The sequence below is a fragment of the Rhodoplanes tepidamans genome, assembly GCF_030813915.1.
Classification (GTDB): Bacteria; Pseudomonadota; Alphaproteobacteria; order Rhizobiales; family Xanthobacteraceae; genus Rhodoplanes; species Rhodoplanes tepidamans.
The window spans coordinates 21,532-46,632 of record NZ_JAUSUJ010000010.1; the positions used below are offsets into that span (position 1 = coordinate 21,532).

Annotated in this window: 25 protein-coding genes; 12 read left to right on the plus strand and 13 right to left on the minus strand. The window is 71.7% G+C overall.

From position 1 onward, the window contains the following. Positions 1 to 261 precede the first annotated feature (261 nt). Positions 262 to 1,200 (plus strand): uracil-DNA glycosylase, encoded by a 939-nt coding sequence (locus J2S22_RS13260; RefSeq protein ID WP_272775362.1) that lies wholly within the window; start codon positions 262 to 264, stop codon positions 1,198 to 1,200. Between the two features lie 78 nt (positions 1,201 to 1,278). Here the strand turns inward: J2S22_RS13260 and J2S22_RS13265 are convergent, their stop codons facing one another. From J2S22_RS13265 to J2S22_RS13280, 4 genes are all read right to left on the minus strand, one after another. Beyond that, positions 1,279 to 1,746, minus strand: coding sequence for a hypothetical protein (locus J2S22_RS13265; protein ID WP_272775363.1), 468 nt, complete (start codon positions 1,744 to 1,746; stop codon positions 1,279 to 1,281). Positions 1,747 to 1,888: 142 nt separating this feature from the next. Beyond that, positions 1,889 to 3,232 carry a radical SAM/SPASM domain-containing protein gene (locus tag J2S22_RS13270; protein ID WP_272775364.1) on the minus strand — a complete coding sequence of 448 codons (1,344 nt, stop codon included), beginning with the start codon at positions 3,230 to 3,232 and terminating at the stop codon, positions 1,889 to 1,891. 181 nt (positions 3,233 to 3,413) lie between these two features. Next, positions 3,414 to 3,593, minus strand: coding sequence for a hypothetical protein (locus J2S22_RS13275; RefSeq protein WP_272775365.1), 180 nt, complete (start codon positions 3,591 to 3,593; stop codon positions 3,414 to 3,416). A gap of 255 nt (positions 3,594 to 3,848) precedes the next feature. Continuing rightward, positions 3,849 to 4,634, minus strand: a complete 786-nt coding sequence (locus J2S22_RS13280; RefSeq protein WP_272775366.1) for a 16S rRNA (uracil(1498)-N(3))-methyltransferase — start codon at positions 4,632 to 4,634, stop codon at positions 3,849 to 3,851. A 141-nt stretch (positions 4,635 to 4,775) separates the two neighbouring features. On the opposite strand from J2S22_RS13280, the gene J2S22_RS13285 reads away from it, so the two are divergent. The 5 genes from J2S22_RS13285 (at position 4,776) to J2S22_RS13305 (ending at position 8,857) form a co-directional block, all read left to right on the plus strand. Continuing rightward, a complete protein-coding gene (locus J2S22_RS13285) occupies positions 4,776 to 5,477 on the plus strand; it encodes a hypothetical protein (RefSeq protein WP_272775367.1) in 702 nt (233 codons plus the stop codon). Beyond that, on the plus strand, positions 5,474 to 6,397 hold the full coding sequence (gene ubiA / locus J2S22_RS13290; protein WP_272775368.1) for a 4-hydroxybenzoate octaprenyltransferase: 924 nt from the start codon (positions 5,474 to 5,476) through the stop codon (positions 6,395 to 6,397). The genes J2S22_RS13285 and ubiA overlap by 4 nt, the downstream gene beginning before the upstream one ends. A 121-nt stretch (positions 6,398 to 6,518) precedes the next feature. After that, positions 6,519 to 7,349, plus strand: a complete 831-nt coding sequence (locus J2S22_RS13295; protein WP_272775369.1) for an IclR family transcriptional regulator domain-containing protein — start codon at positions 6,519 to 6,521, stop codon at positions 7,347 to 7,349. Between the two features lie 285 nt (positions 7,350 to 7,634). Beyond that, a complete protein-coding gene (locus J2S22_RS13300; RefSeq protein ID WP_272775370.1) occupies positions 7,635 to 8,495 on the plus strand; it encodes a DODA-type extradiol aromatic ring-opening family dioxygenase in 861 nt (286 codons plus the stop codon). Further along, complete coding sequence (locus J2S22_RS13305) at positions 8,492 to 8,857, plus strand: hypothetical protein (RefSeq protein WP_272775371.1); 366 nt, start codon at positions 8,492 to 8,494, stop codon at positions 8,855 to 8,857. The genes J2S22_RS13300 and J2S22_RS13305 overlap by 4 nt, the downstream gene beginning before the upstream one ends. Before the next feature lie 109 nt (positions 8,858 to 8,966). Here the strand turns inward: J2S22_RS13305 and J2S22_RS13310 are convergent, their stop codons facing one another. From J2S22_RS13310 to J2S22_RS13335, 6 genes are all read right to left on the minus strand, one after another. Continuing rightward, positions 8,967 to 9,704 carry an ABC transporter ATP-binding protein gene (locus J2S22_RS13310; RefSeq protein ID WP_272775372.1) on the minus strand — a complete coding sequence of 246 codons (738 nt, stop codon included), beginning with the start codon at positions 9,702 to 9,704 and terminating at the stop codon, positions 8,967 to 8,969. Beyond that, entirely contained in the window at positions 9,685 to 10,410 is a 726-nt protein-coding gene (locus tag J2S22_RS13315) for an ABC transporter ATP-binding protein (RefSeq protein ID WP_272775373.1), read from the minus strand. The genes J2S22_RS13310 and J2S22_RS13315 overlap by 20 nt, the downstream gene beginning before the upstream one ends. Then, positions 10,407 to 11,393 carry a branched-chain amino acid ABC transporter permease gene (locus J2S22_RS13320; protein ID WP_272775374.1) on the minus strand — a complete coding sequence of 329 codons (987 nt, stop codon included), beginning with the start codon at positions 11,391 to 11,393 and terminating at the stop codon, positions 10,407 to 10,409. Before J2S22_RS13320 ends, J2S22_RS13315 begins: the two co-directional genes overlap by 4 nt. A gap of 17 nt (positions 11,394 to 11,410) precedes the next feature. Then, the gene (locus tag J2S22_RS13325) at positions 11,411 to 12,286 is read right to left on the minus strand and encodes a branched-chain amino acid ABC transporter permease (protein ID WP_272775375.1); all 876 of its coding nucleotides are present in this window, start codon (positions 12,284 to 12,286) and stop codon (positions 11,411 to 11,413) included. Between the two features lie 101 nt (positions 12,287 to 12,387). After that, positions 12,388 to 13,596: an amino acid ABC transporter substrate-binding protein gene (locus J2S22_RS13330; protein WP_272775376.1), complete on the minus strand. Its 1,209-nt coding sequence runs from the start codon at positions 13,594 to 13,596 to the stop codon at positions 12,388 to 12,390. A 389-nt stretch (positions 13,597 to 13,985) separates the two neighbouring features. Further along, positions 13,986 to 14,561, minus strand: a complete 576-nt coding sequence (locus J2S22_RS13335; protein WP_272775377.1) for a DUF6101 family protein — start codon at positions 14,559 to 14,561, stop codon at positions 13,986 to 13,988. A 429-nt stretch (positions 14,562 to 14,990) separates the two neighbouring features. Here J2S22_RS13335 and J2S22_RS13340 point away from each other — a divergent pair, with 429 nt between their 5' ends. The 4 genes from J2S22_RS13340 to lpxK all read left to right on the plus strand — a co-directional run bounded on the left by J2S22_RS13340 (position 14,991) and on the right by lpxK (position 19,533). Next, positions 14,991 to 16,343, plus strand: coding sequence for a TldD/PmbA family protein (locus J2S22_RS13340; RefSeq protein WP_272775378.1), 1,353 nt, complete (start codon positions 14,991 to 14,993; stop codon positions 16,341 to 16,343). Beyond that, positions 16,336 to 17,163, plus strand: coding sequence for a 3'(2'),5'-bisphosphate nucleotidase CysQ (locus tag J2S22_RS13345; protein ID WP_307155836.1), 828 nt, complete (start codon positions 16,336 to 16,338; stop codon positions 17,161 to 17,163). The genes J2S22_RS13340 and J2S22_RS13345 overlap by 8 nt, the downstream gene beginning before the upstream one ends. 68 nt (positions 17,164 to 17,231) lie before the next feature. Beyond that, positions 17,232 to 18,536 carry a 3-deoxy-D-manno-octulosonic acid transferase gene (locus J2S22_RS13350; protein WP_272775380.1) on the plus strand — a complete coding sequence of 435 codons (1,305 nt, stop codon included), beginning with the start codon at positions 17,232 to 17,234 and terminating at the stop codon, positions 18,534 to 18,536. Then, on the plus strand, positions 18,529 to 19,533 hold the full coding sequence (gene lpxK / locus J2S22_RS13355) for a tetraacyldisaccharide 4'-kinase (RefSeq protein WP_272775381.1): 1,005 nt from the start codon (positions 18,529 to 18,531) through the stop codon (positions 19,531 to 19,533). Before J2S22_RS13350 ends, lpxK begins: the two co-directional genes overlap by 8 nt. A 7-nt stretch (positions 19,534 to 19,540) precedes the next feature. On the opposite strand, the gene J2S22_RS13360 is transcribed toward lpxK, so the two are convergent. Next, positions 19,541 to 19,774, minus strand: coding sequence for a DUF2093 domain-containing protein (locus J2S22_RS13360; protein WP_272775382.1), 234 nt, complete (start codon positions 19,772 to 19,774; stop codon positions 19,541 to 19,543). Between the two features lie 152 nt (positions 19,775 to 19,926). On the opposite strand from J2S22_RS13360, the gene J2S22_RS13365 reads away from it, so the two are divergent. Further along, a complete protein-coding gene (locus J2S22_RS13365) occupies positions 19,927 to 20,772 on the plus strand; it encodes a dienelactone hydrolase family protein (protein ID WP_272775383.1) in 846 nt (281 codons plus the stop codon). A 37-nt stretch (positions 20,773 to 20,809) separates the two neighbouring features. Here the strand turns inward: J2S22_RS13365 and xseA are convergent, their stop codons facing one another. Both xseA and J2S22_RS13375 read right to left on the minus strand, forming a co-directional pair. Continuing rightward, positions 20,810 to 22,429, minus strand: a complete 1,620-nt coding sequence (xseA, locus tag J2S22_RS13370) for an exodeoxyribonuclease VII large subunit (protein ID WP_272775384.1) — start codon at positions 22,427 to 22,429, stop codon at positions 20,810 to 20,812. A 112-nt stretch (positions 22,430 to 22,541) separates the two neighbouring features. Continuing rightward, on the minus strand, positions 22,542 to 23,684 hold the full coding sequence (locus J2S22_RS13375) for a carbohydrate kinase family protein (protein ID WP_272775385.1): 1,143 nt from the start codon (positions 23,682 to 23,684) through the stop codon (positions 22,542 to 22,544). Between the two features lie 479 nt (positions 23,685 to 24,163). Here J2S22_RS13375 and J2S22_RS13380 point away from each other — a divergent pair, with 479 nt between their 5' ends. Beyond that, the gene (locus J2S22_RS13380; RefSeq protein WP_272775484.1) at positions 24,164 to 25,054 is read left to right on the plus strand and encodes an EamA family transporter; all 891 of its coding nucleotides are present in this window, start codon (positions 24,164 to 24,166) and stop codon (positions 25,052 to 25,054) included. The last annotated feature ends 47 nt before the right edge of the window (positions 25,055 to 25,101 follow it).

The following is a 25,101-nucleotide window of genomic DNA, read 5'->3' on the forward strand; positions in this document are numbered from 1 at the left end:
AGGCAGACAGAGCGTCGACACACGCTGTGACAATTGGAAGCTGTGGCGCGACACGGCCGCACGGCGCCCGGACACCCTCCGCGCCGCCGGGCCGCATCGCCCCGCCGCATCGGTATCACCGTCGAAGCGGCGGGGCGACTCCTTGATCTGCCGCAAGACCACGTGCCGCGAGACGGCGTGCCGCACCATCGGGCCCCGTGCCGCGGCCCCGACGCCCGGGACGGCGCGCCGCGGCGCGATTTGCTGTATGGAGGGGCCGGCATGAACCCCGACCGCACCGCCGCCGCCCGCGATCTCATCGCCTTCTACCTGGAGGCGGGCGTCGACGCGCTCCTGGCCGAGGAGCCGCGCGACCGCCTGCGGCCCGACGAGGGGCCGGAGCCGGCAGCCGTTCCGGCGGCGGCCGCGGCGTCGGGCAACGCACCGTCCCAGTCGGCGGCGCCCCAGACGCCGGCGGTCCGAGCTCCCGCCGAACGCCGCCCGATCGAACGCGCCCCGGTGCGCGGCGACCTCCCGGCCGGCACCGCGGCAGGCGCGCCGCCCGGCGCCCCGGCGGCTCCCGACGAGGCCGTGATGGCGGCCCGCGCGGCGGCCCGCAGCGCCGCGACGCTCGAGGATCTCGCCGCCATCCTGGCGCGCTTCGACGGCTGCGCCCTCAAGGCGACGGCCAGCAGGCTCTGCTTCGCCGACGGCAGGCCGGGCGCCCCCCTGATGCTGGTCGGCGAGGCGCCGGGCCGCGACGAGGACCTCGAAGGCCTGCCCTTCGTCGGCCGCTCCGGCAAGCTTCTGGACCGCATGCTGGCGGCGATCGGCATCGACCGGCACGGCCCGGTGGACCAGGCCGCCTACATCGCCAACACGGTGCCGTGGCGGCCGCCCGGCAACCGCACCCCGACCCCGCTGGAGACCCAGATCTGCCTGCCCTTCATCCAGCGGCAGATCGAGCTCGCCGATCCCGACGTGCTGGTGTGCCTGGGGGCGCCGGCCGCCCAGTCCCTGATCGGCACCAAGGAGGGGATCATGCGGACCCGCGGCCGCTGGTTCACGGTGCACACCGGCCGGCGCGAGATCCGCGCCATCGCCACCTTCCACCCGGCCTATCTGCTCCGCCAGCCGCTCGCCAAGCGGCTCGCCTGGCGCGACCTCCTGGCCGTCAAGGCGGCGCTGGCCGAGGCCGCGAAAGCGCGCGCCAAGGGCTGACGGCGGGACATCGCCGTCGGCCCTGGCAGCCATGTTCGGAGCAGCCGTGTCTCGGGTATGCCGACGGTCCCGCGGCCCTCAGGGCCGGGCCATCCGGCAGGCGGGATTGTAGGCCCAGTTGCGGTCGAGGCCGACCACGCACCACTCCACCCCGGTGCTCGCGCCGGCGAAACCGGTGTTCTCGGCGATCGAGTAGTGGATGGTCCGGGCGTGACCGTCGTTGGTGAGCACCCGGCCGGAGCAGAAGCGGCGCGGAATGGTGCCCGACGCCCACGGCATGAACTTCACCTCGTGGACGCGCTCGAAGCCGACGATCTTCAGCTCCGAGTTCCAGAACCGGCGCTCCTTCTCGGCGAAGGCCTCCTGGATCTGCAGGAGCGGCCACGACTCCTCGCAGAGCGGCACCACCGCGTCGTAGCGCGGGCCGGACAGCCAGAAGTTCAGCTCGAACAGGTTGGCGGCCCGCGAATCGGCCGCGACGCCCCACAGGAGCGCCGCGGCCGCAGCCGTCGCCAGCAACCGGACGTATTTCCGAGTGGCGCTCATGGCCAGTCCCCCACCTTCCCCCGCGCCGACCGTGCCGCGGTGGTCCCCGGGGGTCAAGGCCCGCCGGCCGCCCGGACGCACGAAGCCGGGAAGGTGTGGCCCGGCTGCACAGGGGGTGAGGCCGGGGCGAGCGGGCCGACCATCAGGATGCGGCGCGCCGCCGTCGCGCGGCAGCGACATAGGCACAGGACGGGTCAGGCGCGGAGACGTCGCCGAAGGCGTCGAACGCCAGCGCCCGGCAGCCGCCGTCGCACAACACGGACAGCTTGCTGCATCTGTTGCACGGGTCGATGCCCGCCAACGCGATGCCGCGCATCGCCCGGAAGCAGCCGGCGTCACGCCATTCCGACAGGAAATGTCCATTCCATATCATGCCGGAATGGGCCGTCGGGACCTCGGTGTCGCCGAAAATCGCACACGGAACCATGGTCCCGTCCGAGCGAATCGTGGCCAGCATCGTTCCGGCCGCACAGGTCGCCAGCCCGTTTCGCGGCCCCGTGTCCTCGAACGGCTCGGAATGGCTCCACATGAAGCGGTTGCCGATATGCATCGTATCGAAGTCGGCCCGGTGTCGATCCCGGATCGCCTGAAACAGCGGCTCGCGGGCGATCGCCTCGCCATCGTCGAGAAAAACCGTCGTGTTCTCTCGGGCCCTGCCAATCGGCAACGGCATGCGCACGACCCACGAGGCGACGCCATTCCGCTTGAGGAGGACCGCCAGATCGTCCAGCGCGTCGATGTTCCGACGCGAGACCGTCGTCTGAGCGACGACCGGAACACCGCGATCACGAAACAGGCGGAGGGCGGCAACGACACGCTCCAGCACGTCCGGACGGCCCCTGAAACGGGCGAAGTCCGTGGAATCGGCCGCGTCGACGCTTACATTTACGAGATCGACCGCGCCGGCGATCCAATCGATGTTGGCGGCCGTCACCAGCGTCCCGTTGGTGGCCAGGACGACCTCCGCGGCCAACGGCCTGATCAGTTCCAGGATCGTCCGCAGATCGGAGTGCATCAGGGGCTCGCCGCCCGACACGATGATTCCTCTGACCTTGACCCCCGCCTCTCGCACCTCTTCGACGACGGAGCGGATTTCGTCGAGGCTCGGCTGCCGGCCCGCGGCCGACGACTCGTTGTAGCAATGCATGCATCTGAGATTGCACTTGCCGGTCACCTCCCAGTGGATCTCGAGCGGAGCCGACAAGGTCGGGACGCAGCCGTGAGTGACGCCGATCGCGACGCCGTGCGCCCGGTTCCAGCGATCCGGATGATCCAGATCGTCCCGCACGGAGCGGATGTCCCGGATGACAGCCTCGGGCGCCTCGACGTTAAACCGTTCCCCGATGTAGCCGACGATGTCGTCGTCGGACCACTTACGGGAGATGCCGAAACAGATTTCGTAACCGGTGTGATTGATGAACTTCAGAGTGCCCGTCTCGGTGTGGTAGAGCACCCCGCCGAACGGCTCACGTCGGAGAAAGTACATGCTCGTGCCCCTCCTCCCGACGGCAGGGGGGAATGGCAAAATCCTCCCCTGCCGCTGAGCGCGGATCGGCTGCGACTTCGTCCTCGGGATGATCTCGCCGTCTGCCGGACGCGAGACCACGCGTCCCGTTCCGCACAGTGGGAGAGGGCACCAGTCCCGGAAGCGAACTCCGCCGAGCGGCCTACGACGCTTCCAGAACCCTGATCTCGACGGGCTCTTCGCGGATGCTGATCGATTTCTGATCCCGCGCTTCCCGGCCCGACGAATAATAGACCGTTACCGTGTTGGCGCAGGAGCATTGGCACAGGATCCCGGTGGCCTCGTCTGTACGGGCCACCGTGTAGGAGACTTTCTCAGCCATCGAATTCTCCTCGGTTCACAGTCGTAGAACATCGAAGGAAGAGGCTGCCTCTACTGCAACTAAAACCATACACCAAAACCGCAAACAACGCAACTACAGGTTACGTCTCCGTCACGGCACTCGTTCACTTATCTCATATATTTCAAAGCTATCCTCAGACGCGGGGGCGGCTCCGCTGCAGGTGCGGCGGACCGGTTGACACAGTTCGGAAGGTCGGCTGCCGCCGGGCCGACGTTGCGTTCCGAAGGCGCGCCTTCACCTCCGCGACGCCTCCCCCGTCCCGCCCCAGTCCCCCAGCACCGCCTGGACCAGTGCCAGGGCGGCGACCGCGGCCGTGTCGGCGCGCAGGATGCGCGGGCCGAGCGCCAGGCGGATCACGCCGGGGCGGGCGAGGAGAAGGTCGCGCTCGTCCTCGGAGAAGCCACCCTCCGGGCCGATCAGCACGGCGAGCGGCACGGCTCCGCCGGCCGCGGCCTCGGCCCGGACCGGCCCCAGGGCGGCGACCGGGTCGATGACCGGAGCGTCCTCGTCGCAGAACACCAGGCGGCGCGCCGGATCGAGCCCGGCCACGGCCTTGTCGAGCGACACCGGCTCGTCGACCGCCGGCAGCGCCAGGACGCCGCACTGCTCGGCCGCCTCGACCACGTTGGCCCGCATCCGGCCGGTGTTCACCCGCTCCGCCTGGGTGTGGCGCGTGACCACCGGCTGCAGCCGCGAGGCCCCCATCTCGACCGCCTTCTGGACCACGTAGTCGAGCCGGGCCCGCTTCAACGGGGCGAAGAGGTAGTGGAGATCGCCGGCCGGCGTCTGGGCCCGGGTCTGCTCGGCGACCGCGAGCGCCATGGCGCGGCGGCCCTCCTCGGCGAGGGCGGTCCGCCATTCGCCGTCGCGGCCGTTGAAGGCCAGCACCGGGTCGCCGGGCTTGAGGCGGAGCACGTCCCTGAGATAATGCAGGTGCGGCGCCGACAGGGGGACGCGGCCGCCGGCTTCGAGCGGCGCCTCGACATGCAGGCGGGGGCTGCGGAAATCGTAGCGCGGCATCGCGCTCCTCCGGACACGGCGCCCGGCCGCAGCGGCCGGGCTCTGCAACAGGCGCGGGAACGGAGCGCGAATCGCCCCCTTCTCGCCGGATTTTCAGTCTCTTGTAGTTCGGAAACCAATTCCGGACAGGGGGGATACGGCATGCGGACGACGCGACCCGGAGGACCGGTACCATACCGGTCGATCCTCGCCGGCCTGGTCGCCGCGGGACTGCTCGCCCCCGCGGCCGTCGCCCAGGCGCCGTGGCCCGACAGCCCGCCGGCGGCGAGCGGCGGCACCGCGCCGTGGCCGAGCGATCCGCCCCAGTCCGGCGGCGCCGCCGCGCCGTGGCCGTCGTCTCCGCCGCGCGCCGGCATGGCGTCGACTCCGTCCCCGATGGGCGCCGCGCCGATGGGCGCCGGCCCGATGAGCCCGCGCGGCGGTGCCGGCGGGCAGCCGCCCTGCATGGAGGAGTTCAGCAAGCTCCAGGCCGAGACCGACAAGCGCGGCAAGGCCGCCAAGGCCGGTGTCGACAAGAAGCTGCCGCGCGAGGAGCTGTGCAAGCTGTTCACCAGCTTCGCCGGCGCGATCGGCAACTGGGCGAAGTTCGCCCGCGAGAAGGCGCCGACCTGCGGCATCCCGCCGAAGATCGTCGAGCAGCTCAAGGTCGGCAGCGTCAACATCGGCAAGACCGCCAAGCAGGCCTGTGCGGCCGGCCCGATGGGCCCCGGCCCGGCCGCCGCCGGCCCGCCGAGCCTCAGCGAGGCGCTCGGCACCGCCCGCTCGCCGCTCGGCAGCGCATCCGGCGGCAAGCCGAGCACCGGCACGTTCAACACCCTCACGGGAAGCTCGATCGCGCGATGAACACGTTCCAGGGCCGGATCGCGGATTCGGTCGGCAACTGGGTCGACCGCAACGCACCGTCCGCCGTCAAGCCGTATCTCCGCCTCTCGCGCTTCGACCGTCCGATCGGCGCCTGGCTGCTGCTGATCCCGTGCTGGTGGTCGGCGGCGCTCGCCGCCGTGGCGGCCGGCCAGCCGCTGCCGAACGTCTGGCACCTGATCCTGTTCTTCGTCGGTGCCTTCGTGATGCGCGGCGCCGGCTGCACCTGGAACGACATCGCCGACCACGACATCGACAAGAAGGTGGAGCGCACCCGGCTGCGGCCGATCGCGTCGGGCGCCGTGACGCTGTCGCAGGCGCTCGCCTATGCGATCCTGCAGTCGCTGGTCGGTTTCCTGGTGCTGGTCCAGTTCAACGGCTTCGCCATCGCCACCGGCATCGCCTCGCTCGGCATCGTGGCGCTCTATCCGTTCATGAAGCGCGTCACCTACTGGCCGCAGATCGTGCTCGGCCTCGCCTTCTCGTGGGGCGCCCTGATGGGCTGGGCCGGAGCCTTCGGCCGGCTCGACGTCGCGCCGATCCTTCTCTATCTCGGCGCGATCGCCTGGGTGATCGGCTACGACACCATCTACGCCCACCAGGACCGCGCCGACGACCTGTTCGCCGGCATCAAGTCGACGGCGCTGCTGTTCGGCGAGCGGACGCGGTCGATGCTGACCTGGCTCTACGGCGCCGCCGTGGTGCTGATCGGGCTCGCCGGCCTCGCGGCGGGCGGCGGCTTCTGGTTCGCGGCCGGGCTCGCGGCCTTCGCGATCCATCTCGGCTGGCAGGTGACGACCCTCGACATCGAGGACACCGACCGCTGCCTGATGCAGTTCCGCTCCAACCGCGACGCCGGCCTGCTGCTGTTCGCCGGGATGGTGCTGGACGCGATGCTGTAGGCGCAGGACCGCGGTGGCGGCCTGCCGACGCGCTTTCCTTTCGCCCGGATTTCGATATTCCTGTGACAGAGCCGCCGCGGCGACGCGATCGCACGGCGGCGGGCGCCTGTATGCGGGGACCATGTCGACGAGCGAGGCCGACGAGACGCGATCCGACGCCGACTCGAAGAGATCCGACTATGTCGGTGCGCTGGCGCGCGGGCTCGCCGTCATCGAGGCGTTCGGCCGCACCACGCCGGAGCTGACGCTCTCCGAGGTGGCGCAGCTCACCGGCATGTCGCCGGCGACGGCGCGGCGCAACCTCCACACGCTGGAGGAGCTCGGTTTCGTCAAGCGTCACAACAAGCGCTTCCTGCTCGCGCCCCGCGTCCTCACGCTCGGCTCCGCCTTTCTCCAGGCCGCGAACGTGGACGAGGCGGTGATGCCGGAGCTGCGCCGCATCGTGACGCTGTTCGGCGACGCCGCCTCCATGGCGACCCTCGAAGGCACCGACATCCTCTACATCGCCCACTTCTCCGAGCTGCGCGCGGCGCGCCGCACCGCCAGCGTCGGCGTCACCTATCCGGCCTATGCGACCTCGATGGGACGCATCCTGCTGGCCGGCCTCCCGCCCGCCGAGCTCGCCGCCTACTGGCGCGAGTTCCGGCCCACCAAGCTGACCGACGTCACGGTGACGGACCGCGACGCGCTCGCCGCGATCGTCGACGAGGCGCGCCGCGTCGGCTACACGGTGGCGGTCGACCAGCTCGACTACGGCATCACGTCGCTCTCCGTGCCGGTCAAGAACGAGGCCGGGCGGGTGGTCGCCGCCATCAACACGTCGGGCTATTCGCCCCGGCTCGACGCCAGGACGCTGGTCGAGGAGCGGCTCGCCGAGCTGCAGGTGTCGGCCGGCCGCATCGCAAACCTGCTGGCCCGCTATCCCGGCCTCGCGCATTCCCTGCTGCGGTGACGCCGCAGCCGGCGGCGAGACCCGCTTTCGGCGTTCCCGCAGTCCACTGGAACAGGGCGGATTCGTCGCTCCGCGGACCGCCCGACGCCTTGACAAGCCGGCGGCCCGATCGCTAACCTAGCGAATAAATTTTCGTCTAGCGAAATAAGCAAGAACATCTGCGACGACTGCCGTCGCAGCGAGGAACGCTCACGGCCGGCGTCCGCGCCGGCTGTCCCGCACCGACACAAGCACCGGGCGTTTCCGCCCGGAGCCCCGCGCCGTTGACAAGGGGGAGAAGAGGACATGGCGACGCTCGCAGCCGTTCTGGCCTCGACGCATCATCCGTTTTATCTCAAGGCCACGACGGCCCCGCCCGAGCAGCAGATGCCGCAGGCGCCCGAGTGGAAGCGCAAGGTCGAGGCCTATCGCGAGACGCTGACCCGCGCCAAACCCGACATCCTGGTGATGGTCGGGGCGGACCATTTCCACCAGTTCTTCCTCGACAACTACCCGACCTTCCTGATCGGCAAGGCGCGGCGCTACGACGCCACCTTCTACAACGAGGAGCGCGAGTTCGGCCTGCCGAAATACGTGCTCGAAGGCGACGAGGACCTGTCCGGCTACATGCTGCAGGGGCTGCTCGACCGCGAGTTCGACTTCGCCTTCTCCAACGAGCTGAAGATCGACCACTCGATCATCTGCCCGATCATCACGGTGCGGCCGCAGGCGGACCTGCCGGTGGTGCCGATCTACGCCAACATCTTCGCGCCGCCGCTGCCCTCGCCCAAGCGGTTCTACAAGCTCGGCCGGGCGATCCGCGAGATCATCGACTCCTATCCGTCCGACAAGCGCATCGCCGCGATCGGCACCGGCCATCTGTCGCTCGAGCTCGGCGGCCCGCGCCAGTTCGGCGAGCACGGGCCCGATCCGGAGTTCGACCGCCAGGCGATCGAATGGCTCGCCAACGGCGACATCGAGGCGATCCTGGCCAATGTCACGCACGAGAGCCTGGCCAAGGCCGGCAACGCCACGGCCGGATTCATGGACATGATCCTGATGCTCGGCATCGCCGGCCCGGAGAAGGCCGCCTATGTCGACAATCTCGACCTCTTCCACACGATGGAAGCCTATTTCACGTGGTACCCGGAAGGAGCGGCCGCATGAGCAAGTACTATGTGAACAAGTTCCTCTACACGGTCGACCGCGATCCCGAGCTGCTGCGCCGCTACAAGGAGGATCCGCGCGCCCTGGTGACCACGTGGGAGCAGTCGATCGGCCCCAAGCTGAACGACTACGAGCGCTCCACCGTGCACGCGCTGACCGACGCCGAGCGCGAGGCGCTGATCCAGCACGACTACGTGGCGCTGTTCGAGATGGGCGCGCACTTCTTCCTGTCGCTGACCATCTTCATCGCGCTGTACGACGAGGAGTACATGGCCAAGCACGGCCCGCTCTCCTTCCAGCGCGAGTTCGCCGCCAAGCTGAGCCACTGGACCGGCAAGGAGTATCCCTCCGTCGCGACGTGATACGAAATCCAGATGATAGGCGCGGGTTCAAACCCTCTCCCCTCGTGGGAGAGGGGAAGAGAGGGCCGCGCCGCAAGGCGAGGCCGAGCTGATCACCCGGAAGCTATCCTCACGCCGCCGCGACGCCCATCATGGCGCGGCGGATCTCGGCGTGGTCGATGGCGCCGTCGGCGCGGTCGAGGGTGCGGATGATGCGCCCGTGCGACATCACATAGGCGCGCGAGGCGACGTCGACGGCCTGGAAGAAGCTCTGCTCCGCCATCAGGATGGTGAGCCGCGCCGTCTCCTGCAGATGGGCGATCGCCTCGAACACCTGGCCCACCACGATGGGCGCGAGGCCGACCGAGGGCTCGTCGATCACCAGCACGGTCGGGGCGCACATCAGGGCGCGGGCGATGGCGAGGAGCTGCTGCTGGCCGCCGCTCATGGTGCCGGCGAGCTGGGCGCGGCGCTCCTTCAGCATCGGGAAGGTGTCGAAGCAATAGGCGAGATTGTCGTCGATCGCGGGCCGGCCACGCGGGCTCGATCCGGCGAGCAGCAGGTTCTCCGTCACGCTGAGCGTCGGCACGAGACGCCGCCCCTCCGGCACGATGGCGATGCCCTCGCGCACGATCGCGTGCGGCGCCAGCCCGGTGAGGTCGACGCTGCGCCCGTCCCACTCCAGCGCGACCCGGCCGGCCGTGGGCTTCACCAGCCCCAGCACGGTGTTGAGCAGCGTGCTCTTGCCGTTGCCGTTGGTGCCGAGCAGGGCGACGAACTCGCCCTCGCGCACCTCTATGGAGACGTCGCGCAGCACCGTGACGGCGCCGTAGCCGGCATGCAGTCCCTCAATGACGAGTCTGTTCACCGAAATAGACCTTCTGGACGAGGGGATCGGCGGCGATCACGTCGGGCGCGGCGTCGGCGATGGTGCGGCCGGTCTCGAAGCACACGATGCGGGTGGAGAAGCGCATCACCGCGTGCATGATGTGCTCGATCATGATGACGGCGATGCCGGTCCCGCTCAGACGCGTCAGGATCGCCAGCACGTCGTCGATCTCGCCTTCGGACAGGCCGGCCATCGCCTCGTCGGCGACCAGCACCTTGGGCTCGACCACCAGGGCGCGGGCGAGCTCCAGCTTGCGCAGCTCGAGCTGCGACAGGTCGCCGGCCTCGTGCGCGGCGCGGCGCTGCAGGCCGACCGACTCCAGCACGGCGATCGCACGGTCCTCCGCGTCCGCCGAGGGGCTGATCTGATCGATCGGCACGAGGAGGTTCTCGAGCACGGTCATGCCGGTGAACGGCTTCGGGATCTGGAAGCTGCGCGACAGCCCCATGCGGGCGCGGCGGTGCGGCGGCACGTCGGTGACGTCGACGCCGTCGAAGAGGACGCGACCCTCCTGCGGCCGCAGCGTGCCGCTGATGCAGTTGATCAGCGTGGTCTTGCCCGAGCCGTTCGGCCCGATGATGCCGAGCCGCTCGCCCCGGTGCAGCACCAGGTCGACCGGGCCGAGCGCCCGGAACGGCCCGAACCGCTGCTCGACGCCCCGCACCTCCAGGATCGGCCCGCTCATGCGCCCCTCCGCCGGGTCAGCTTCTCGACGATGCCGACGATGCCGTCCGGCGCGACGGCGACGAACAGGATCAGCACCACGCCGACCACCAGGATGTTCAGCTCCGACGAGATGGTGACGCTCGCGGCCTGCTGCACGGTGGCGAGCAGCAGCGCCCCGATCACCGGCCCGACCCAGCTCCGCTTGCCGCCGATCAGCGGCATGGCGATGGCGTTGAGGCTGAGCGCCAGGCTGAAGGCGGTGCCGGGCTCGATGAAGGAGGCGTAGTAGACGTAAGGTGCGCCGGCGATCGCCAGCATGGCGCCCGACACGGCGCAGGCGATGAGCTTCAGCCGGAAGGTCGGCACGCCGGCGCATTCGGCCGCGATCTCGCTGGCCTTGAGGGCGCGCAGGCCCCGCCCCATCGCCGAGATCTCGATCCACCGCGCCAGCGCCACGAAGGCGACCGCGATCGCCAGCATCACCATCAGCATGAACTGCGGCTGCCCGCCCGCCCAGGCCGGCGCCTGCGGCGGCATCAGCGCGAGCCCGGAGGCACCGCCCAGATAGTCGATGTTGTGGATGACGGTCTCGGCCATCACGACCAGCGCGATGGTGGCGATGGCGAAGTAGACGCCCTGCACGCGCAGCGTCATCCAGCCCATGGCGAGGCCGAGCAGCGCGCCGGCGACCCCGGCCGCCGCGATCGCCACCGGCAGCGGCGCGCCCATCGCCTTGACCAGGAAGGCCGCCATGTAGACGCCGACGCCGTAGAAGGCGGTCGGGCCGAAATTGATGTAGCCGGCATAGCCACCGAGCACGTTCCAGCCGGTCGCCAGGGCGACGTACTGGATCACCACGTAGCCGGCGAAGAAGACGTAGGGGTTGTCCACCATGCGGGTGAGCACGACGCCGAGCGCCAGCACGGCCAGGCAGCCGAGCGCGAAGACCAGCGATCGGGTCGCCCGCGGCGTGCGTCCGGTGCGGCGAACGGCCCAGTCCATCGCGTTCTCCCGCAGGCTCATCGCGCCGCTCCGAACAGCCCGGAGGGCTTGAAGGCGAGCGTCGCGAGCAGCATCGTGAAGGCGACGGCGGGCGCCCAGGACGGGCTGCCGAAGGCGCCGACCAGCGCCTCGGTGACGCCGATCAGGATGCCGGCGGCGAGCGTCCCGGGGATCGAGCCCATGCCGGCCAGGATGACCACCGCGAAGGCGCGGCCGATCTGCATGCGCCCGGCGAAGGGATCGATCGGCCCGACGATCACCAGGGCGGCGCCCGAGATCGCCGCCGTCGCGGCCGCGATCCCGAAGGCGTGCCGCTTGATCCAGCCCGGATCGATGCCGCTCACCGACAGCGCCCGCTCGTCGTGCGCCACCGCCCGGATGGCGATGCCCGCATAGGTGTATTTCAGATAGAGCCACAGGGCCGTCACCATCACGGGCGCGACCAGGGCCGGGATCAGCAGCCGGTACGGCATCACGACGGGGCCGAGCGTCAGGCTCTGGCCGACATAGTCGACGTCGGTCGAGCGCTGGTCGGCGCCGAACTGCATCACCAGCACGGTCTCGATCACCAGCGAGACGCCGAAGAACAGCGTCAGTGCCTGCATGGTGTCGGATTCGCCGCGCTTCTCGTAGATGCGCGAGTAGAACTCGAAGAAGGCGATGCCGGCACCGTAGAAGACGAGGGCGAGCGGCAGCGACACCAGGAGCGGATCGAAGCCCATGGCGTTGAACACGGTCGCCGCGAAGGCGCCCGTCACCACGAACACCGGATGGGCGATGTTCGGGATGTGCAGGAGCCCGAACGAGACCGCGAGGCCGAGCGCGAGCGCGGCATAGATGCAGCCGAGCAGCACGCCCGTGCTGATGGCGTTGGCGAGAAGTTCGAGGATCATTCCTGGCCCTGCGTCACACGCGGCCGGCGGGCGCACGCGGCGCCCGCCGGACCGCCGGGGGAACCCGCACCGGACGAAATGGTCCGGGGCGGGCCGGAAAATCAGGACGAGCGGGCTTTCGTCAGCGGCGCGACGAGATCGCCCGACCGCAGCGACGGCGGATCGAGGATCACCTGGCGGCCGGCCTGGCGGAACTGGGCGACGTCCTTGCCCTTGATGTCGCGGAACTGGACCATCAGGACGCGCCGCTCGGTCCAGTCGCCGATGTCGTTGAACTTCGCCGGGCCCGCGATGGTCTTCACCTCGGTCTCGTGCAGCACCTTGGCCATCGCGGCCTTGTCGAGCGATCCGGCGCCCGTCACGGCGGCGGCGATGAGCTGACCCGCCACATAGGCGAAGGGCGGGATGTAGAAGCCGAGCGGATCGAGCCCCTGCTCGGCCGCGACCTTCTCGTAGCGCGACAGGAACGCCGTCATCTCGCTGTTGGCCATGGTCGGCTCCGGCGCGTACAGCGCGAAGCTAACGATGCCGTTGAGCGCCGGCCCGAGCGAGCCGAGCAGCGAGGCGTATTGCGTGCCCACCATGGCGCCGCCGAACAGCTTCACGCTGTCGCCGATGCCGACCTCGGAGAGGCCGCGCACCAGCGCGGTCGAGTCCGGCGGATAGGAGCAGACGAACACGGCGTCCGGGGTCTGCGCCTTGATGTTGCGCAGGATCGAGGAGAAGTCGTTGGTCGCCGGCGGATAGCTCTGCTTGTAGACGACCGTCATGCCGTATTCGCCGGCGATCTGCTCGGCGCCGCCGGCGGCCGTCTTGGCGAACTCGACGTCGGCCGACAGCACGGCGATGCGGCTGCAGCCGTTCTTCTTCGCCACGTCGAAGAAGCCGCGCGCCCAGTTGGTCTTGGACTCCGGTCCCCACGGCGCGCTGTGGAAGAACTTGTCGTGCCGGGTCACGTCGTTGCCGGCCAGCGCGAACATGCCGATCATGAACAGGTCGCGCTGCTTGACGAACGGCATCAGCGGCGCCGACAGTCCGGCCCCGTAGGGCGAGATCAGCACGTCGACCTTGTCGATGTCGACGAGCTTCGAATAGAGGCTCGGAATCTGCGCCACCGCGCTCTGGTCGTCGTAGGTGACGAGCTCCACCGGACGACCGAGAAGCCCGCCGGCCTTGTTGACGTCGTCGCGCCACAGCTCGAGGCCCGTCAGGGTGCTCTTGGTGGACGACAGCGCGCCGGTCTTGCAGATGGTCGTGCCGATCCGGATCGGTGCGCCCTGCCCGTGCGCCGTGCGCCAGACGGCAGGCATCGCGACTGCTGCACCGGCCGCTGCAACGAGCGTGCCGAAGTCTCTCCGCGTAGCGGCCATTTCACTCCCCTTGGGTTATTGTTCGCGGCATATTTCGCCTAGCGAATTTTATTTCGTTAATTGTCAGCGCAATCGGCTATGCTGTCAAGGCGAGCCGTGGCGCCGGGATGCCGCGGGGAGCGGATGATCGATGGCGAGGAGAGGTCGACGGCCGCGCCGCGCGCAGTGCAGCCGACGCAGGGCGCAACGGGCGCAAGCGCAGGGCGCAACGGGCGCAACGGGCGCAAGCGAAGTGCGCCGAACAGAAATGCGGCCCGCGAACGCGCGGGCCGACGTCAGGGCATCGTGGTGCAATCCGCTCGCGCGCGTCGCGTGCGACAGGCTGTGGCTCAGCTGCGCGCGATGATTTCCTGCTCGTCCTTGTAGACGTGCGGCGCGACCGGCAGGCGGCCGGGCTTGCGGCGCATCAGGATCGAGGCGCGGCGGCGCTTGACCGGCGACGAGCGCCGCCGGCGGACCTGCGGCGTGCCGAGCCGCACGCCGCCGAGGCGGGCGAACGGCTCGCGCAGCGTGCCGTCGGTCTCGGCGACCAGCAGCGGCAGGCCGAGCACGTTGGCCCAGAGCTGCCATTCGGCCACGGCGTCGGTGCCGTCGTCGGCGACGAACAGCGGCACCGTGAGACCCGGGTCGCGATGCTCGAGCACCACGGCGACCGAACCCTCGCCGGTGTCGTCGGGCGGCACGACGCGCAGCGCCACGCCGAGGAAGCTCGCCACCGGCACCGCCACCTTCATGCGCATGCCGGCGACGGCGCGCCGCAGCACCATGGTGTCGCGGCCGAGTTCGACGGTCCGCTCGCGCGTGTCGGCGGCCTCGTCCGTGGTTCTGAACCGAACCGGAAGACCGAAGGGGTCGAGCCGGACGTGCCGGCTCGACCCGGAGGGAGCGACCCCACCGGCACTCATTCGACGCCTCGCTTTTGCAGCATCCCTGTTCGGACTCTGTCGGCCCGATCTTTCCTGCGAGACTAGCGGCGATGGTTTGGTTTCGTCTTAAAAGCCCTGGTTAATCGGGCGTTTCTGCAGTGCTTCGAAACACATGCTTGACGGAGGGTTGCCGGGGAACGAGGCTTTTGTAGAAATTGCCGAAAGGTTTCCGGCGTGGTCGCGCGGGATCCGGCGCGGTGGCGCGCGGCGCGCCGCGGCGGCCGGATCGCCGCACGGGCGCCGGCCGGCGCGCCGGCCCGGCGAATTTCGGCTTGATCGGGACGGCCGCGCGCCCCATGTCGTGTGTCGATTTCGTCGTGTGCCGATGTCGGCGTGTGCCGATGTCGGTGTGTCTCGACCTCGAACGTGCCGCCGTCCCGCCTCCCGCAGCGAAAGCCTCAGTCCGCCATGTCCTCCCTGTTCGATCAGTCCGCGCTCGTCACCCTGGCCGAGCTCCTCGTCGCCGCGGCGCGCCGGGCCGGCGCCGACGCGGCCGACGCGATCGCGACGCGCGGCGTCTCCCTTTCGGTCGACGTGCGTGACGGCACGGTGGAGGAATCGACCCGTTCGGAGGACGACGATCTCGGCCTGCGCGTGCTGGTCGGCCGCCGCCAGGCCGTGGTGTCGACCAACGACCTCGCCCGCGACGGCGTCGACGCGCTCGCCGAGCGCGCCGTGGCGATGGCCCGCGTCGCGCCGGAGGATCCGTATGCGGGCCTCGCCGATCCGGCGCTGCTCGCCAGGGATTTTCCGGATCTCGATCTCGTCGACCACACGATTCCCGACGTCGGCGTGCTGGAAGCGCGCGCGCAGGCGGCCGAGGCGGCGGGCCTCGCCGTGCCGGGCGTGTCGAAGTCGGGCGGCGCCTCGGCCTCGGCCGGCATCGGCGGCATGGTGCTGGTCACCTCGACGGGCTTCACCGGCATCTATGTCGGATCGCGCCACTCGGTCGCGATGACGGCGATCGCCGGCGAGGGCACCAAGATGGAGCAGGACCACGACTGGTCGTCGGCCGTACACGCGAGCGACCTCGACGATCCGCAGTCGATCGGCCGCACCGCCGGCGAGCGTGCCGTCAAGCGCCTCGATCCGCGCAAGGTGTCGACCCGCAAGGTGCCGGTCGTCTACGCGCCGCGCGTCGCCGGCTCGCTCGTCTCGCATCTCGTCTCGGCCGTGAACGGTGCGTCGATCGCGCGCAAGACCAGCCTGCTGCGCGACAAGCTCGGCCAGCGGATCTTCTCGCCCGGCATCAGGATCATCGACGACCCGCTGCGCCGGCGCGGCCTGCGCTCGCATCCGTTCGACGCCGAGGGCGTCGCCGGCCGGCGGCTGGCGCTGGTCGACGACGGCGTGATCACGACCTGGATCCTCGACTGCGCGACGGCGCGCGAGCTCGGCATGACGACCACCGGCCACGCCCAGCGCGGCGTCTCCTCGACGCCGAGCCCGAGCGCCTCGAACGTGCATCTCGAGGCCGGCGCCGAGACGGCGGCCGAGCTGATCGGCGACATCTCGGACGGGCTCTACGTGACCGACCTGATCGGCATGGGCGTCAACATGGTGACGGGCGACTACAGCCGCGGCGCCGCCGGCTTCTGGATCGAGAACGGCACCCTCACCTATCCGGTCAGCGAAGTGACGATCGCCGGCAACCTGATCGACATGTTCGCCACCCTGCGGCCGGCCAACGACCTCGCGTTCCGCTACGGCGTCAACGCACCGACCGTGCGGGTGGAGGGTCTCACCGTTGCGGGTGTCTGACGCGCTCGACCACGCCGCCGTGGTGGCGCCCCTCGCGGAGATCGTCCGCGAGGCGGGAGCCATCGCGCTCGCCGCGATCCGCAACCCGATCCGCAGCTGGTACAAGGGCAAGGGCCAGGACTCGCCGGTGTCGGAGATCGATCTCGCGGTCGACCGCCTGCTGAAGCAACGGCTCGGAGCGCTGCTGCCGGACTGCGGCTGGCTGTCGGAGGAGACCGAGGACGACCCGGCCCGGCTCGGCTGCGGGCGGCTGTGGGTGGTCGATCCGATCGACGGCACCCGCGGCATGATCGCCGGCAAGCCGGACTGGACCATCTCGGTGGCGCTGGTGGAGCACGACCGGCCGGTGGTCGCCGCGCTGCTCGCCCCGGTGACCGACGAGATGTTCCTGGCGGTCGCCGGGCGCGGCGCCAGCCGCAACGGGGTGGCCATGACGGTCGCCGCGGCCGCCGGCCCGACCGGCGCGGCCGCCCTCGCCGGCGCCCGTGTCGCCGGCCCGCCGCGGCTCCTCGAACGCGTCTCCGCGGCGGCCCCGGGCCTCGTGCTCGAGCCCAAGGTGCACTCGCTCGCGTTGCGGTTCGCCCGCGTCGCATACGGGCGAATCCACGTCGCTTTCGCCTCCCGCGACAGCCACGACTGGGACCTTGCGGCTGCCGATCTTTTGGTGCACGAAGCCGGCGGGACGCTGACCACGATCGCGGGCGAGACCATCCGGTACAACCGTCCGGTGCCGACCCACGAGGCGCTCGTCGCCGCCGACCCGGTGCGCCATCGGGCCGCGTGCGAGATCGCCGCGACGCTGGCGCGGACGTCCCGCTGAGCCGCCTGCCGATCGCGCGAGCGGCCCGCGCGTCCCGCGCGTTGTGCACGAGTGAGGAGACGGCGGTCTTGGTCGAACGATTGCCGTTCACCTTCACGGCGTACCGGCTCGCCACCCGGGCGGCCACTCCCTTCGCCCGATACCTCCTCGCCCGCCGCCTGCAGCGCGGCAAGGAGCATCCCGAGCGTCTCGCCGAGCGGCGGGGCGAGGCGAGCGCGCCGCGTCCGCGCGGCCCGCTGGTGTGGGTGCACGGGGCGAGCGTCGGCGAGCTGATCGCCGCGCTGCCGCTGGTCGAGCGCCTGCTGGCCGGCGGCGTCGCCGTGCTGGTGACGACCGGCACGGTCACCTCGGCCGAGGTCGCGGCGCGACGGCTGCCGCGCGGCGCGCTGCACCAGTTCGTGCCGCTCGATGCGCCCGCCTATGTGGCGCGCTTCCTCGACCACTGGCGCCCCGATCTCGGCCTGTTCGTCGAATCCGACCTGTGGCCGAACCTGATCCTCGGCTGCGGCGAGCGCGGCATTCCGCTGATCCTGACCAACGGCCGGCTGTCGGAACGCTCGTTCGAGAAGTGGCAGCGGGCGCCCGCCACCATCGAGGCGCTGCTGTCGCGCTTCGATCTCTGCCTCGTCCGCTCGGCCGAGGACGCGCAGCGCTTCGGCGCGCTCGGCGCGCCGCGCATCGGCGTCACCGGCAATCTCAAGCTCGACGTCCCGGCCCTGCCGGTCGATCCGGGCCGCTTCGCCGAGCTCAAGCGGGCGCTGGCCGGGCGGCCGCTGGTCGTCGCCGCCTCCACCCATGCGGGCGAGGAGGCGGTGCTGATCGAGGTGCACCGCCGGCTCCGGCTCGACTTTCCGCGTCTCCTCACCGTCATCGCGCCGCGGCACCCGGAGCGCGGCGCCGAGATCGCGGCGCTCGCCCGGGCCGCCAGCCTCGACGCGACGCGGCGCGCGGAAGGGCTGCTGCCCAACGCCGCGACCGAGATCTACGTGAGCGACACGCTCGGCGAGCTCGGCCTGCTGTACCGGCTCGCTCCGGTGGTGTTCATGGGCGGCTCGCTGATCCCGCACGGCGGCCAGAACCCGATCGAGCCGATCAAGCTCGGCGCCGGCGTGCTGCACGGCCCGCACGTGAAGAACTTCTCCGACCTCTACCAGACGCTCGACAGCGCCGGCGGCGCCCTGCAGGTCCGCGACGGCGCCGATCTCGCCCGCCGCCTCGCCGCCCTTCTCGCCGACCCGGAGGCGAGCGCGCGGCTCGCCGCCGCGGGCGAGCGCACCGTGCAGATCCTCGCCGGCGCGGTCGACCGTACCATGGCGGCGCTCGAGCCCTATCTGGTGCAGATCCGCCTCGCGGGCCGGAGCGACTATGCGTGAGCCGGCCTTCTGGTGGCACCCGCCCGGCCTCGCCTCCGGCCTGCTCGCGCCGGCCGCCGCCCTCTGCCACCGCATCGCCGCCGCCCGCATGCGCCGGCCCGGACGCACGCTGCCGGTGCCGGTGGTGTGCATCGGCAACCTGACGGTCGGCGGCGCCGGCAAGACGCCGACCGCGATCGCCGTCGCCCGCCTGATCCAGGGCGCCGGGCTGAGGCCGGTGTTCCTCACCCGCGGCTACAAGGGCCGGCTCGCCGGGCCGCTGACCGTCGATCCGGGCGCGGCCGCGGCCGACGTGGGCGACGAGCCGCTGCTGCTCGCCCGCACCGCGACGACGATCCTGTCGCGCGACCGCTCCGCCGGGGCCGACGCGGCGCTCGCCGCCCGCGCCGGCGTGATCGTGATGGACGACGGGCTGCAGAACCCCTCGCTCGCCAAGACCGTGGCGCTCGTGGTGGTGGACGGCCGGCGTGGCATCGGCAACGGCAGGGTGCTGCCGGCCGGGCCCCTGCGCCTCGGGCTCGACGCGCAGCTCGACCGCGCCCATGCGGTGCTGGTGATCGGGCCGCCCTCGGACCTCGCGCTGCCCGTCGTCGACGCGGCGCGCCGGCGCGGCCTGCCGATCTTCTCGGGGCGGCTGCTGCCGGAGCCGGCCGCGGTCGCGGCCCTGCGCGAACAGCGCCTGCTCGCCTATGCGGGGATCGCCGATCCGGCGAAATTCTTCGCGACGCTGGCGAGTGCCGGGCTGGCGCCGGTGCGCACCGCGCACTTCCCGGACCACCACGCCTTCACGGCCGCCGAGGCGGCGCGGCTGATCGCCGACGCCGCGGCCGACGGCCTCCGCCTGGTCACCACCGAGAAGGACGCCTCGCGGCTGCAGGGCGATCCGGCGCTGGCGGCCCTCGCCGCGGCGAGCGCCACCCTGCCGGTCGCCCTGGTCCTCGACGACCCCGCCGGCCTGCGCCGCTTCCTGGCCGGCCGGACGGGATTGAGGCTGTGAGGAACCGTCAGGTCGCCGGCTTCACGCGGTCGGCGTAGAGGCGCTGGGCGACCGCCTCGGGCCCGGCATAGGCCTCCTGGCGCTCGACGCTCCAGTACTTCAGCTCCTCGAGCGGGATCGGCACGCCGGTGACGGCGCAGCGCACGAAGGCGCCGGCCCGCAGCACCCGGAAATCGGCATCGAGATAACGGACTTCCGCTTCGCCCGTCTGCGGCGAGCGATAGTCGAAGCGGTTGAGCACGGACGGACCTCCCGAACGGATTCGCCGGCGACCGGCGGCATAACGATCCAATGTAGTCGCTCTCGCGCAGCGGCGAAACCCCGGCCGCCGCCGACCGGCTCGACGGCACGCGGCGACGTGCTAGGCTCGCGGGAAGAACGGGTGTCTGGGCGATGCGTCTCCTTCTGCCGGGTCCGATCGTGGCCGCCGCTTTCGCCGGGACGCTCGGGATGACGGCCGGTGCCGCCGTAGCGGCCCCGGAGCCGGAGATCGTCCGGTTCCCGGGCCGCGACCTCACCCTGTCCGGACTGCTGTTCCGGCCCGAGGGCGCCGGGCCGTTCCCGGCCGTGGTCGCCCTGCACGGCTGTGCCGGCCTCGGCAGGACCGGCCTCGATCCGCGCTTCCGCGACTGGGCCTCGATCCTCACCGGCAAGGGCTTCGCCGTCCTGTTCCCGGACAGCTTCGGATCGCGCGGGCTCGGCCCGCAGTGCCGGGTGCGGCCCCGCACCGTCACGCCGGAGCGCGAGCGCAGCGCCGACGCGGACGCGGCGCGCCGCTTCCTGCAGACCCGCGGCGACGTGCGGCCCGACCGGGTGTCGCTGCTCGGCTGGTCGAACGGCGGCAGCACGGTGCTGTGGGCGGTGCGGCCGCAGAGCCGGCGCGACCGCGGCGGGCCGGATTTCCGCTCCGTCGTCGCCCTCTATCCGGGCTGCGCCCGGCTGGTGCCGCGCGCCTGGAGCTCGCGGGTGCCGGTCCTGATCCTGATCGGCGGTGCCGACGACTGGACGCCCGCCGCCGCCTGCGAGCAGATGGTCGCCGGGGCCCGCGGCCGCAGCGCCCGCGCCACCATCGAGGTCTATCCGGGCGCCTATCACGACTTCGACGCGCCCGACCGGCCCGTGAAGGTCCGCAGCGGCCTCGCCTTCTCGGCGGACGGCTCGGGCCGCGCCCACACCGGGACCAACCCGGCCGCCCGTGCCGACGCGTTTCGCCGGGTGCCGGCCTTCCTGGCGCGCTGAAGGATGCGCTGGCGCACCGAGGACGCCCGAAGGAGCCTCAGAACAGCGAGCCCTGCCCCTCCGCCGGCGCCTTGCGGCGGGTGACGGGCTTCGGGACCTGCGGCCGCTCCGCCGCGGTGGATGCGGGCGCCGGCGGCGGCAGGTCGCCCGCCGCGCCGCGGTCGGCCGTCGCGGCGACCCGGCCGTCGGCGAACTCGAGCGACAGCCGCTGGCCGGGAATCACCACGGCGGCGCTGCGCAGCGGCCGGTCGTCGGCGCCGCGCACCAGCGCGAAGCCGCGCGCCAGCACGCCCGTGTAGGACAGCGCCTGCAGTAGCTTCTCGGCCCGGGAGAGGCGCGCCCGGCGTTCCGCCAGCAGCCCTCTGGAGGCCCGCTCGGCCCGCCTGGCGAGCGCCGTGATGCGCTCGCGGTCGCGCACCAGGGCCTGGCGCTGCGCCGCCAGCGACGCCCGCAGGGCCGCGCCGAGACGGCCCGAGACCGCCGCGAAGCGGTCGCGCCGGCGCTCGGCGTGGACCTTGAGGCAGCGCGCGGTGCGGTCGGAGAGGCCCTTCACCCGTTCGCGCTCGCGCGAGACACGGTTGCGCAGCAGCCCCGGCGTCAGCCGCGCCGCGGCGCGGGAAAAGTCGCTGCGGTGGCGATGGGCGCCGGCGAGCAGCGCCCGTGGCAGCCGACCGGCGGCCGCATCGAGCCTCTGGCGCGCGCCCCCGAGCAGCGCATCGGCGGTCGGCAGCGCCCGGGCGGCCGAGCGCAGCGCCACGCGGCGGCCCTCCTGGGCCCGCACCCAGCAGGTCAGCACCCGACGGCCGAGCCCGTCCACCTTCGCCATCAGCTCGGAGCGCACCGGCACGGCCATCTCGGCGGCCGCCGTGGGGGTGGGCGCGCGGCGGTCGGAGGCGAAGTCGATCAGCGTCACGTCGGTCTCGTGGCCGACCGCCGAGATCAGCGGAATGAAGCTGTCGGCGGCGGCGCGGACCACGATCTCCTCGTTGAACGCCCACAGATCCTCGATCGAGCCGCCGCCGCGGGCGACGATCAGCAGATCGGGCCGCGGGATCGGCCCGTCCTCGGGCAGCGCGTTGAAGCCGCGGATCGCCGCGGCGATCTCCTCGGCCGCGCCCTCCCCCTGCACGCGCACCGGCCACACCAGCACGGGCCGCGGGAAGCGGTCCTCCAGGCGATGCAGGATGTCGCGGATCACGGCGCCGGTCGGCGACGTGACCACGCCGATCACCCCCGGCAGCGACGGCAGGAGCTGCTTCCTCGCCTCGTCGAACAGGCCTTCCGCCGCGAGCGCCTGCTTGCGCTGCTCGAGCAGCGCCATCAGGGCGCCGAGGCCGGCCGGCTCCAGGCTCTCGATGACGATCTGATAGGTCGAGCGGCCCGGATAGGTGGTGAGCCGCCCGGTGGCGATCACCTCCAGCCCCTCCTCGGGCTTGATCCGCATGCGCGCGAAGGCGGTGCGCCAGACCACGGCATCGATGCGGGCCGACTCGTCCTTCAGGCAGAAATAGGCGTGACCCGAGGAGTGGACGCCGCGGAACCCCGAGATCTCGCCGCGCACCCGCACGTGTCCGAAGGCGTCCTCCACGGTGCGCTTGAGCGCCGAGGAGAGCTCGGAGACGGTCCATTCGGGAATGTTGAGGCGCGGCTGGTCCATGTCCGGTTCTTGCGCGTAGCGCGTAGCCCGGATGAAGTACAGCGACATCCGGGGTTGCGGCGGCCCCCCGGGTTTCGCTGCGCTCCACCCGGGCGACGACGTTATTCCGACGTCACTCCGCCGCGATGTCGCCGAAGCGCTCGTCGGCGGGCGACTCGAAGTGCAGCGGCCAGCGACGGGTGGCGAACTGCGGACCGAGTGCCGCGATGCGCTTCTCCAGCTCGTCGCGCCGGAGCAGGCCCGCCTGGGTGTCGACGAAGCCGACCACCGAGGCGGCGTTGATGGTCGCCGCCTCGAGCGCCCGCACCGGCGGGAGCCCGAGGGCCTCGTAGGCCGTGTAGGTCGACGTGAAGGCGTCGCCCGCACCCGCCGTGCCGGCCACCGTGCACTCGACCGAGGGGCAGAACACGATCTCCTCGTGGGTCGCCACATAGGCGCCGCGCTTGCCGTCGGTGAGCAGCACGCGCCGCGGCCCCATGCTGGTCAGCGCCCGGAAGAACTGCACCACGCTCATGTCGTAGCCGCCGCCGGAGAGCGGCCGCCGGTCGATGTCGGGCCGCTCCTCGCCGGGCGCCAGCGGCAGCCGGGGGCCGCCCTCGCCGAACTGGGCGATCAGGCTCGGCACCAGGGTCGACGCCTCGTTACGGTTGAGTGCGACGATGTCGACCATGCGCAACGCCTCCTGGAACGGGCCGGCGCGGGCCGACAGCTGGCGCACGCCCGGATTGGTGGCGACCAGCGCACCCTGCGCCTTGGCGCGGCGGACAAGATCGGGAAAGCGCTCGGCCGACTTGCCGGAGAGCGACGTGATGTAGACGACGTCGACCGCGAAGGCGTTGTCGTGCAGGTCGTGCAGCTCCAGCATCGTGTTGGCGCCGCGGAACGTGAACACGGCGGCGTTGCGGTCGTGCGAGGAGATCAGCACCGAGGCGCCGGTCGGCGCGCGCGGGTCGCGCAGCGCCCAGCGGGTGGAGACGCCCTCGTGCTCCAGCGTGGTCAGGACCTGCTCGGCGCGGCCGTCCTGGCCGAGCTTGACGAGGGTCGAGACGTCGAAGCCGAGCCGCGCCATCGACACGGCGGCGTTGACGGCGCCGCCGCCGATATGGGTGGAGATCTCGAGCGCCTCGGTCTTGCGGCCCTCCTCCATCAGCAGGAAGGAGGAGTCCGCATTGGACATCGCCATCCGCTCGATGCGCGAGCTCTCGATGATCGCGATCGTGTCGATCATGGCGCCGCCGACCGTCAGGGCCTTCATGCCATCCTCCTCAGTGTCGCCCGGCCGGTCTCCCGGTCGGGATCGCCGTCGGTCGCGGCCGGCCGGACCGGACGCCGCGGACAGTCGTCGCGCCGGCGCCCCGCCGCCTCCGGCTTGACCGCCCAGGGCGCGATTCGTCAAGGCACCTCCACCTGGAGGCCGCCCTCCCAACGTCCCGGAAGGCAAGGTGCGGGCCGACCACCGGCGTGCGACCCGATGCAACCGGAGCGTCAGCCAGCGCCGCCGCCAGACCCCCGCGCGCTTCGCCGGACCGTCGGTCGATCGGCTGCGGTCGATCCACCAATTCCCCAGCTATGAGATATAACGACTCGGTGTTGCCCGCACCAGCCGGCCCGGCCGGGCCGGTGCGGAGAGCGCCGCACGGCCGCGCGCCGCCGTGTGAAAGCGTCCTTCGGAGTCGCCGGCGCGGCGGCGCCACCCCCTTGGAGACCAACGTGCCGGACCCCTGGTCGTGGGCCATGTTCGCGGTCGCCGCCGCGGCCGGCCAGACGGTGCGCAACGCCGCCCAGCGTCAGCTCACGCAGACGCTCGGCACCGTCGGCGCGACCCATGTGCGCTTCCTGTTCGGGTTTCCGTTCGCGGTCGTGTTCCTGGCGCTCGTCGTCGCCTGGACCGGCACGCCGCCGCCGCGGCCGCCCGCCGGCTTCTGGCCGTGGGTCGCGTCCGGGGCCCTCACCCAGATCGTCGCCACCGCCCTGATGCTGGCCGCCATGGGCGAGCGCTCCTTCCTGGTGGTGATCGCCTACACCAAGACGGAGCCCGTCCAGGTGGCGCTGTTCGGCCTCGTGGTGCTGGGCGACGCCGTAACGCTGCCGATGGCCGCGGCGATCCTGGTCGCCACGGCGGGTGTCGTGCTGATGTCGCTGCGGCCCGGCCAGACGGCGAGCCGGCCCGGCGAAACGGCCGGCGGCGGAGCACGGCCGATGCTGCTCGGGCTCGGCTCCGCGGCCCTGTTCGCCCTCTCGGCGGTCGGCTATCGCGGCGCCATCATCAGCCTGCCGACCGACTTCGTCACCGCGGCGAGCACCACGCTCTGCGTCGCGCTGGCGATCCAGTCGGTGCTGCTGTCGGGCTGGCTGGCGCTGCGCGACCCGCCGGTGCTGATCGCCGTGCTGCGCGCCTGGCGGCCGTCGCTCCTCGCCGGCTTCATGGGCGCGCTCGCCTCGCAGCTCTGGTTCCTCGCCTTCGCGCTGACCGCCGCCGCCAACGTGCGCACCGTCGCGCTCGTCGAGGTGCTGTTCGCGCAGGGCGTCTCGCGCTTCGCCTTCGGCCAGCGCAGCACCGCCCGCGAGCTGCTGGGCATCGCTCTGATCGTCGCCGGTGTCGTGCTGCTTCTATGGGTGCATTGAGACGCGGGACGCGCGGCGCAGCGGGCCACCGGGGGCGGACGAGTTCG

What these genes read in the sequence shown, in the direction of transcription:
- J2S22_RS13265 (WP_272775363.1), bottom strand. Translation starts at nt 1,746, where the DNA reads ATGAGCGCCACTCGGAAATACGTCCGGTTGCTGGCGACGGCTGCGGCC.
- J2S22_RS13335 (WP_272775377.1), bottom strand. Translation starts at nt 14,561, where the DNA reads ATGAGTGCCGGTGGGGTCGCTCCCTCCGGGTCGAGCCGGCACGTCCGG.
- J2S22_RS13300 (WP_272775370.1), top strand. Translation starts at nt 7,635, where the DNA reads ATGGCGACGCTCGCAGCCGTTCTGGCCTCGACGCATCATCCGTTTTAT.
- J2S22_RS13320 (WP_272775374.1), bottom strand. Translation starts at nt 11,393, where the DNA reads ATGGACTGGGCCGTTCGCCGCACCGGACGCACGCCGCGGGCGACCCGA.
- J2S22_RS13330 (WP_272775376.1), bottom strand. Translation starts at nt 13,596, where the DNA reads ATGCCTGCCGTCTGGCGCACGGCGCACGGGCAGGGCGCACCGATCCGG.
- J2S22_RS13280 (WP_272775366.1), bottom strand. Translation starts at nt 4,634, where the DNA reads ATGCCGCGCTACGATTTCCGCAGCCCCCGCCTGCATGTCGAGGCGCCG.
- J2S22_RS13260 (WP_272775362.1), top strand. Translation starts at nt 262, where the DNA reads ATGAACCCCGACCGCACCGCCGCCGCCCGCGATCTCATCGCCTTCTAC.
- J2S22_RS13365 (WP_272775383.1), top strand. Translation starts at nt 19,927, where the DNA reads ATGCGTCTCCTTCTGCCGGGTCCGATCGTGGCCGCCGCTTTCGCCGGG.
- lpxK (WP_272775381.1), top strand. Translation starts at nt 18,529, where the DNA reads ATGCGTGAGCCGGCCTTCTGGTGGCACCCGCCCGGCCTCGCCTCCGGC.
- J2S22_RS13295 (WP_272775369.1), top strand. Translation starts at nt 6,519, where the DNA reads ATGTCGACGAGCGAGGCCGACGAGACGCGATCCGACGCCGACTCGAAG.
- J2S22_RS13315 (WP_272775373.1), bottom strand. Translation starts at nt 10,410, where the DNA reads ATGAGCGGGCCGATCCTGGAGGTGCGGGGCGTCGAGCAGCGGTTCGGG.
- J2S22_RS13340 (WP_272775378.1), top strand. Translation starts at nt 14,991, where the DNA reads ATGTCCTCCCTGTTCGATCAGTCCGCGCTCGTCACCCTGGCCGAGCTC.
- J2S22_RS13375 (WP_272775385.1), bottom strand. Translation starts at nt 23,684, where the DNA reads ATGAAGGCCCTGACGGTCGGCGGCGCCATGATCGACACGATCGCGATC.
- J2S22_RS13270 (WP_272775364.1), bottom strand. Translation starts at nt 3,232, where the DNA reads ATGTACTTTCTCCGACGTGAGCCGTTCGGCGGGGTGCTCTACCACACC.
- J2S22_RS13275 (WP_272775365.1), bottom strand. Translation starts at nt 3,593, where the DNA reads ATGGCTGAGAAAGTCTCCTACACGGTGGCCCGTACAGACGAGGCCACC.
- J2S22_RS13380 (WP_272775484.1), top strand. Translation starts at nt 24,164, where the DNA reads ATGTTCGCGGTCGCCGCCGCGGCCGGCCAGACGGTGCGCAACGCCGCC.
- J2S22_RS13305 (WP_272775371.1), top strand. Translation starts at nt 8,492, where the DNA reads ATGAGCAAGTACTATGTGAACAAGTTCCTCTACACGGTCGACCGCGAT.
- J2S22_RS13285 (WP_272775367.1), top strand. Translation starts at nt 4,776, where the DNA reads ATGCGGACGACGCGACCCGGAGGACCGGTACCATACCGGTCGATCCTC.
- xseA (WP_272775384.1), bottom strand. Translation starts at nt 22,429, where the DNA reads ATGGACCAGCCGCGCCTCAACATTCCCGAATGGACCGTCTCCGAGCTC.
- ubiA (WP_272775368.1), top strand. Translation starts at nt 5,474, where the DNA reads ATGAACACGTTCCAGGGCCGGATCGCGGATTCGGTCGGCAACTGGGTC.
- J2S22_RS13325 (WP_272775375.1), bottom strand. Translation starts at nt 12,286, where the DNA reads ATGATCCTCGAACTTCTCGCCAACGCCATCAGCACGGGCGTGCTGCTC.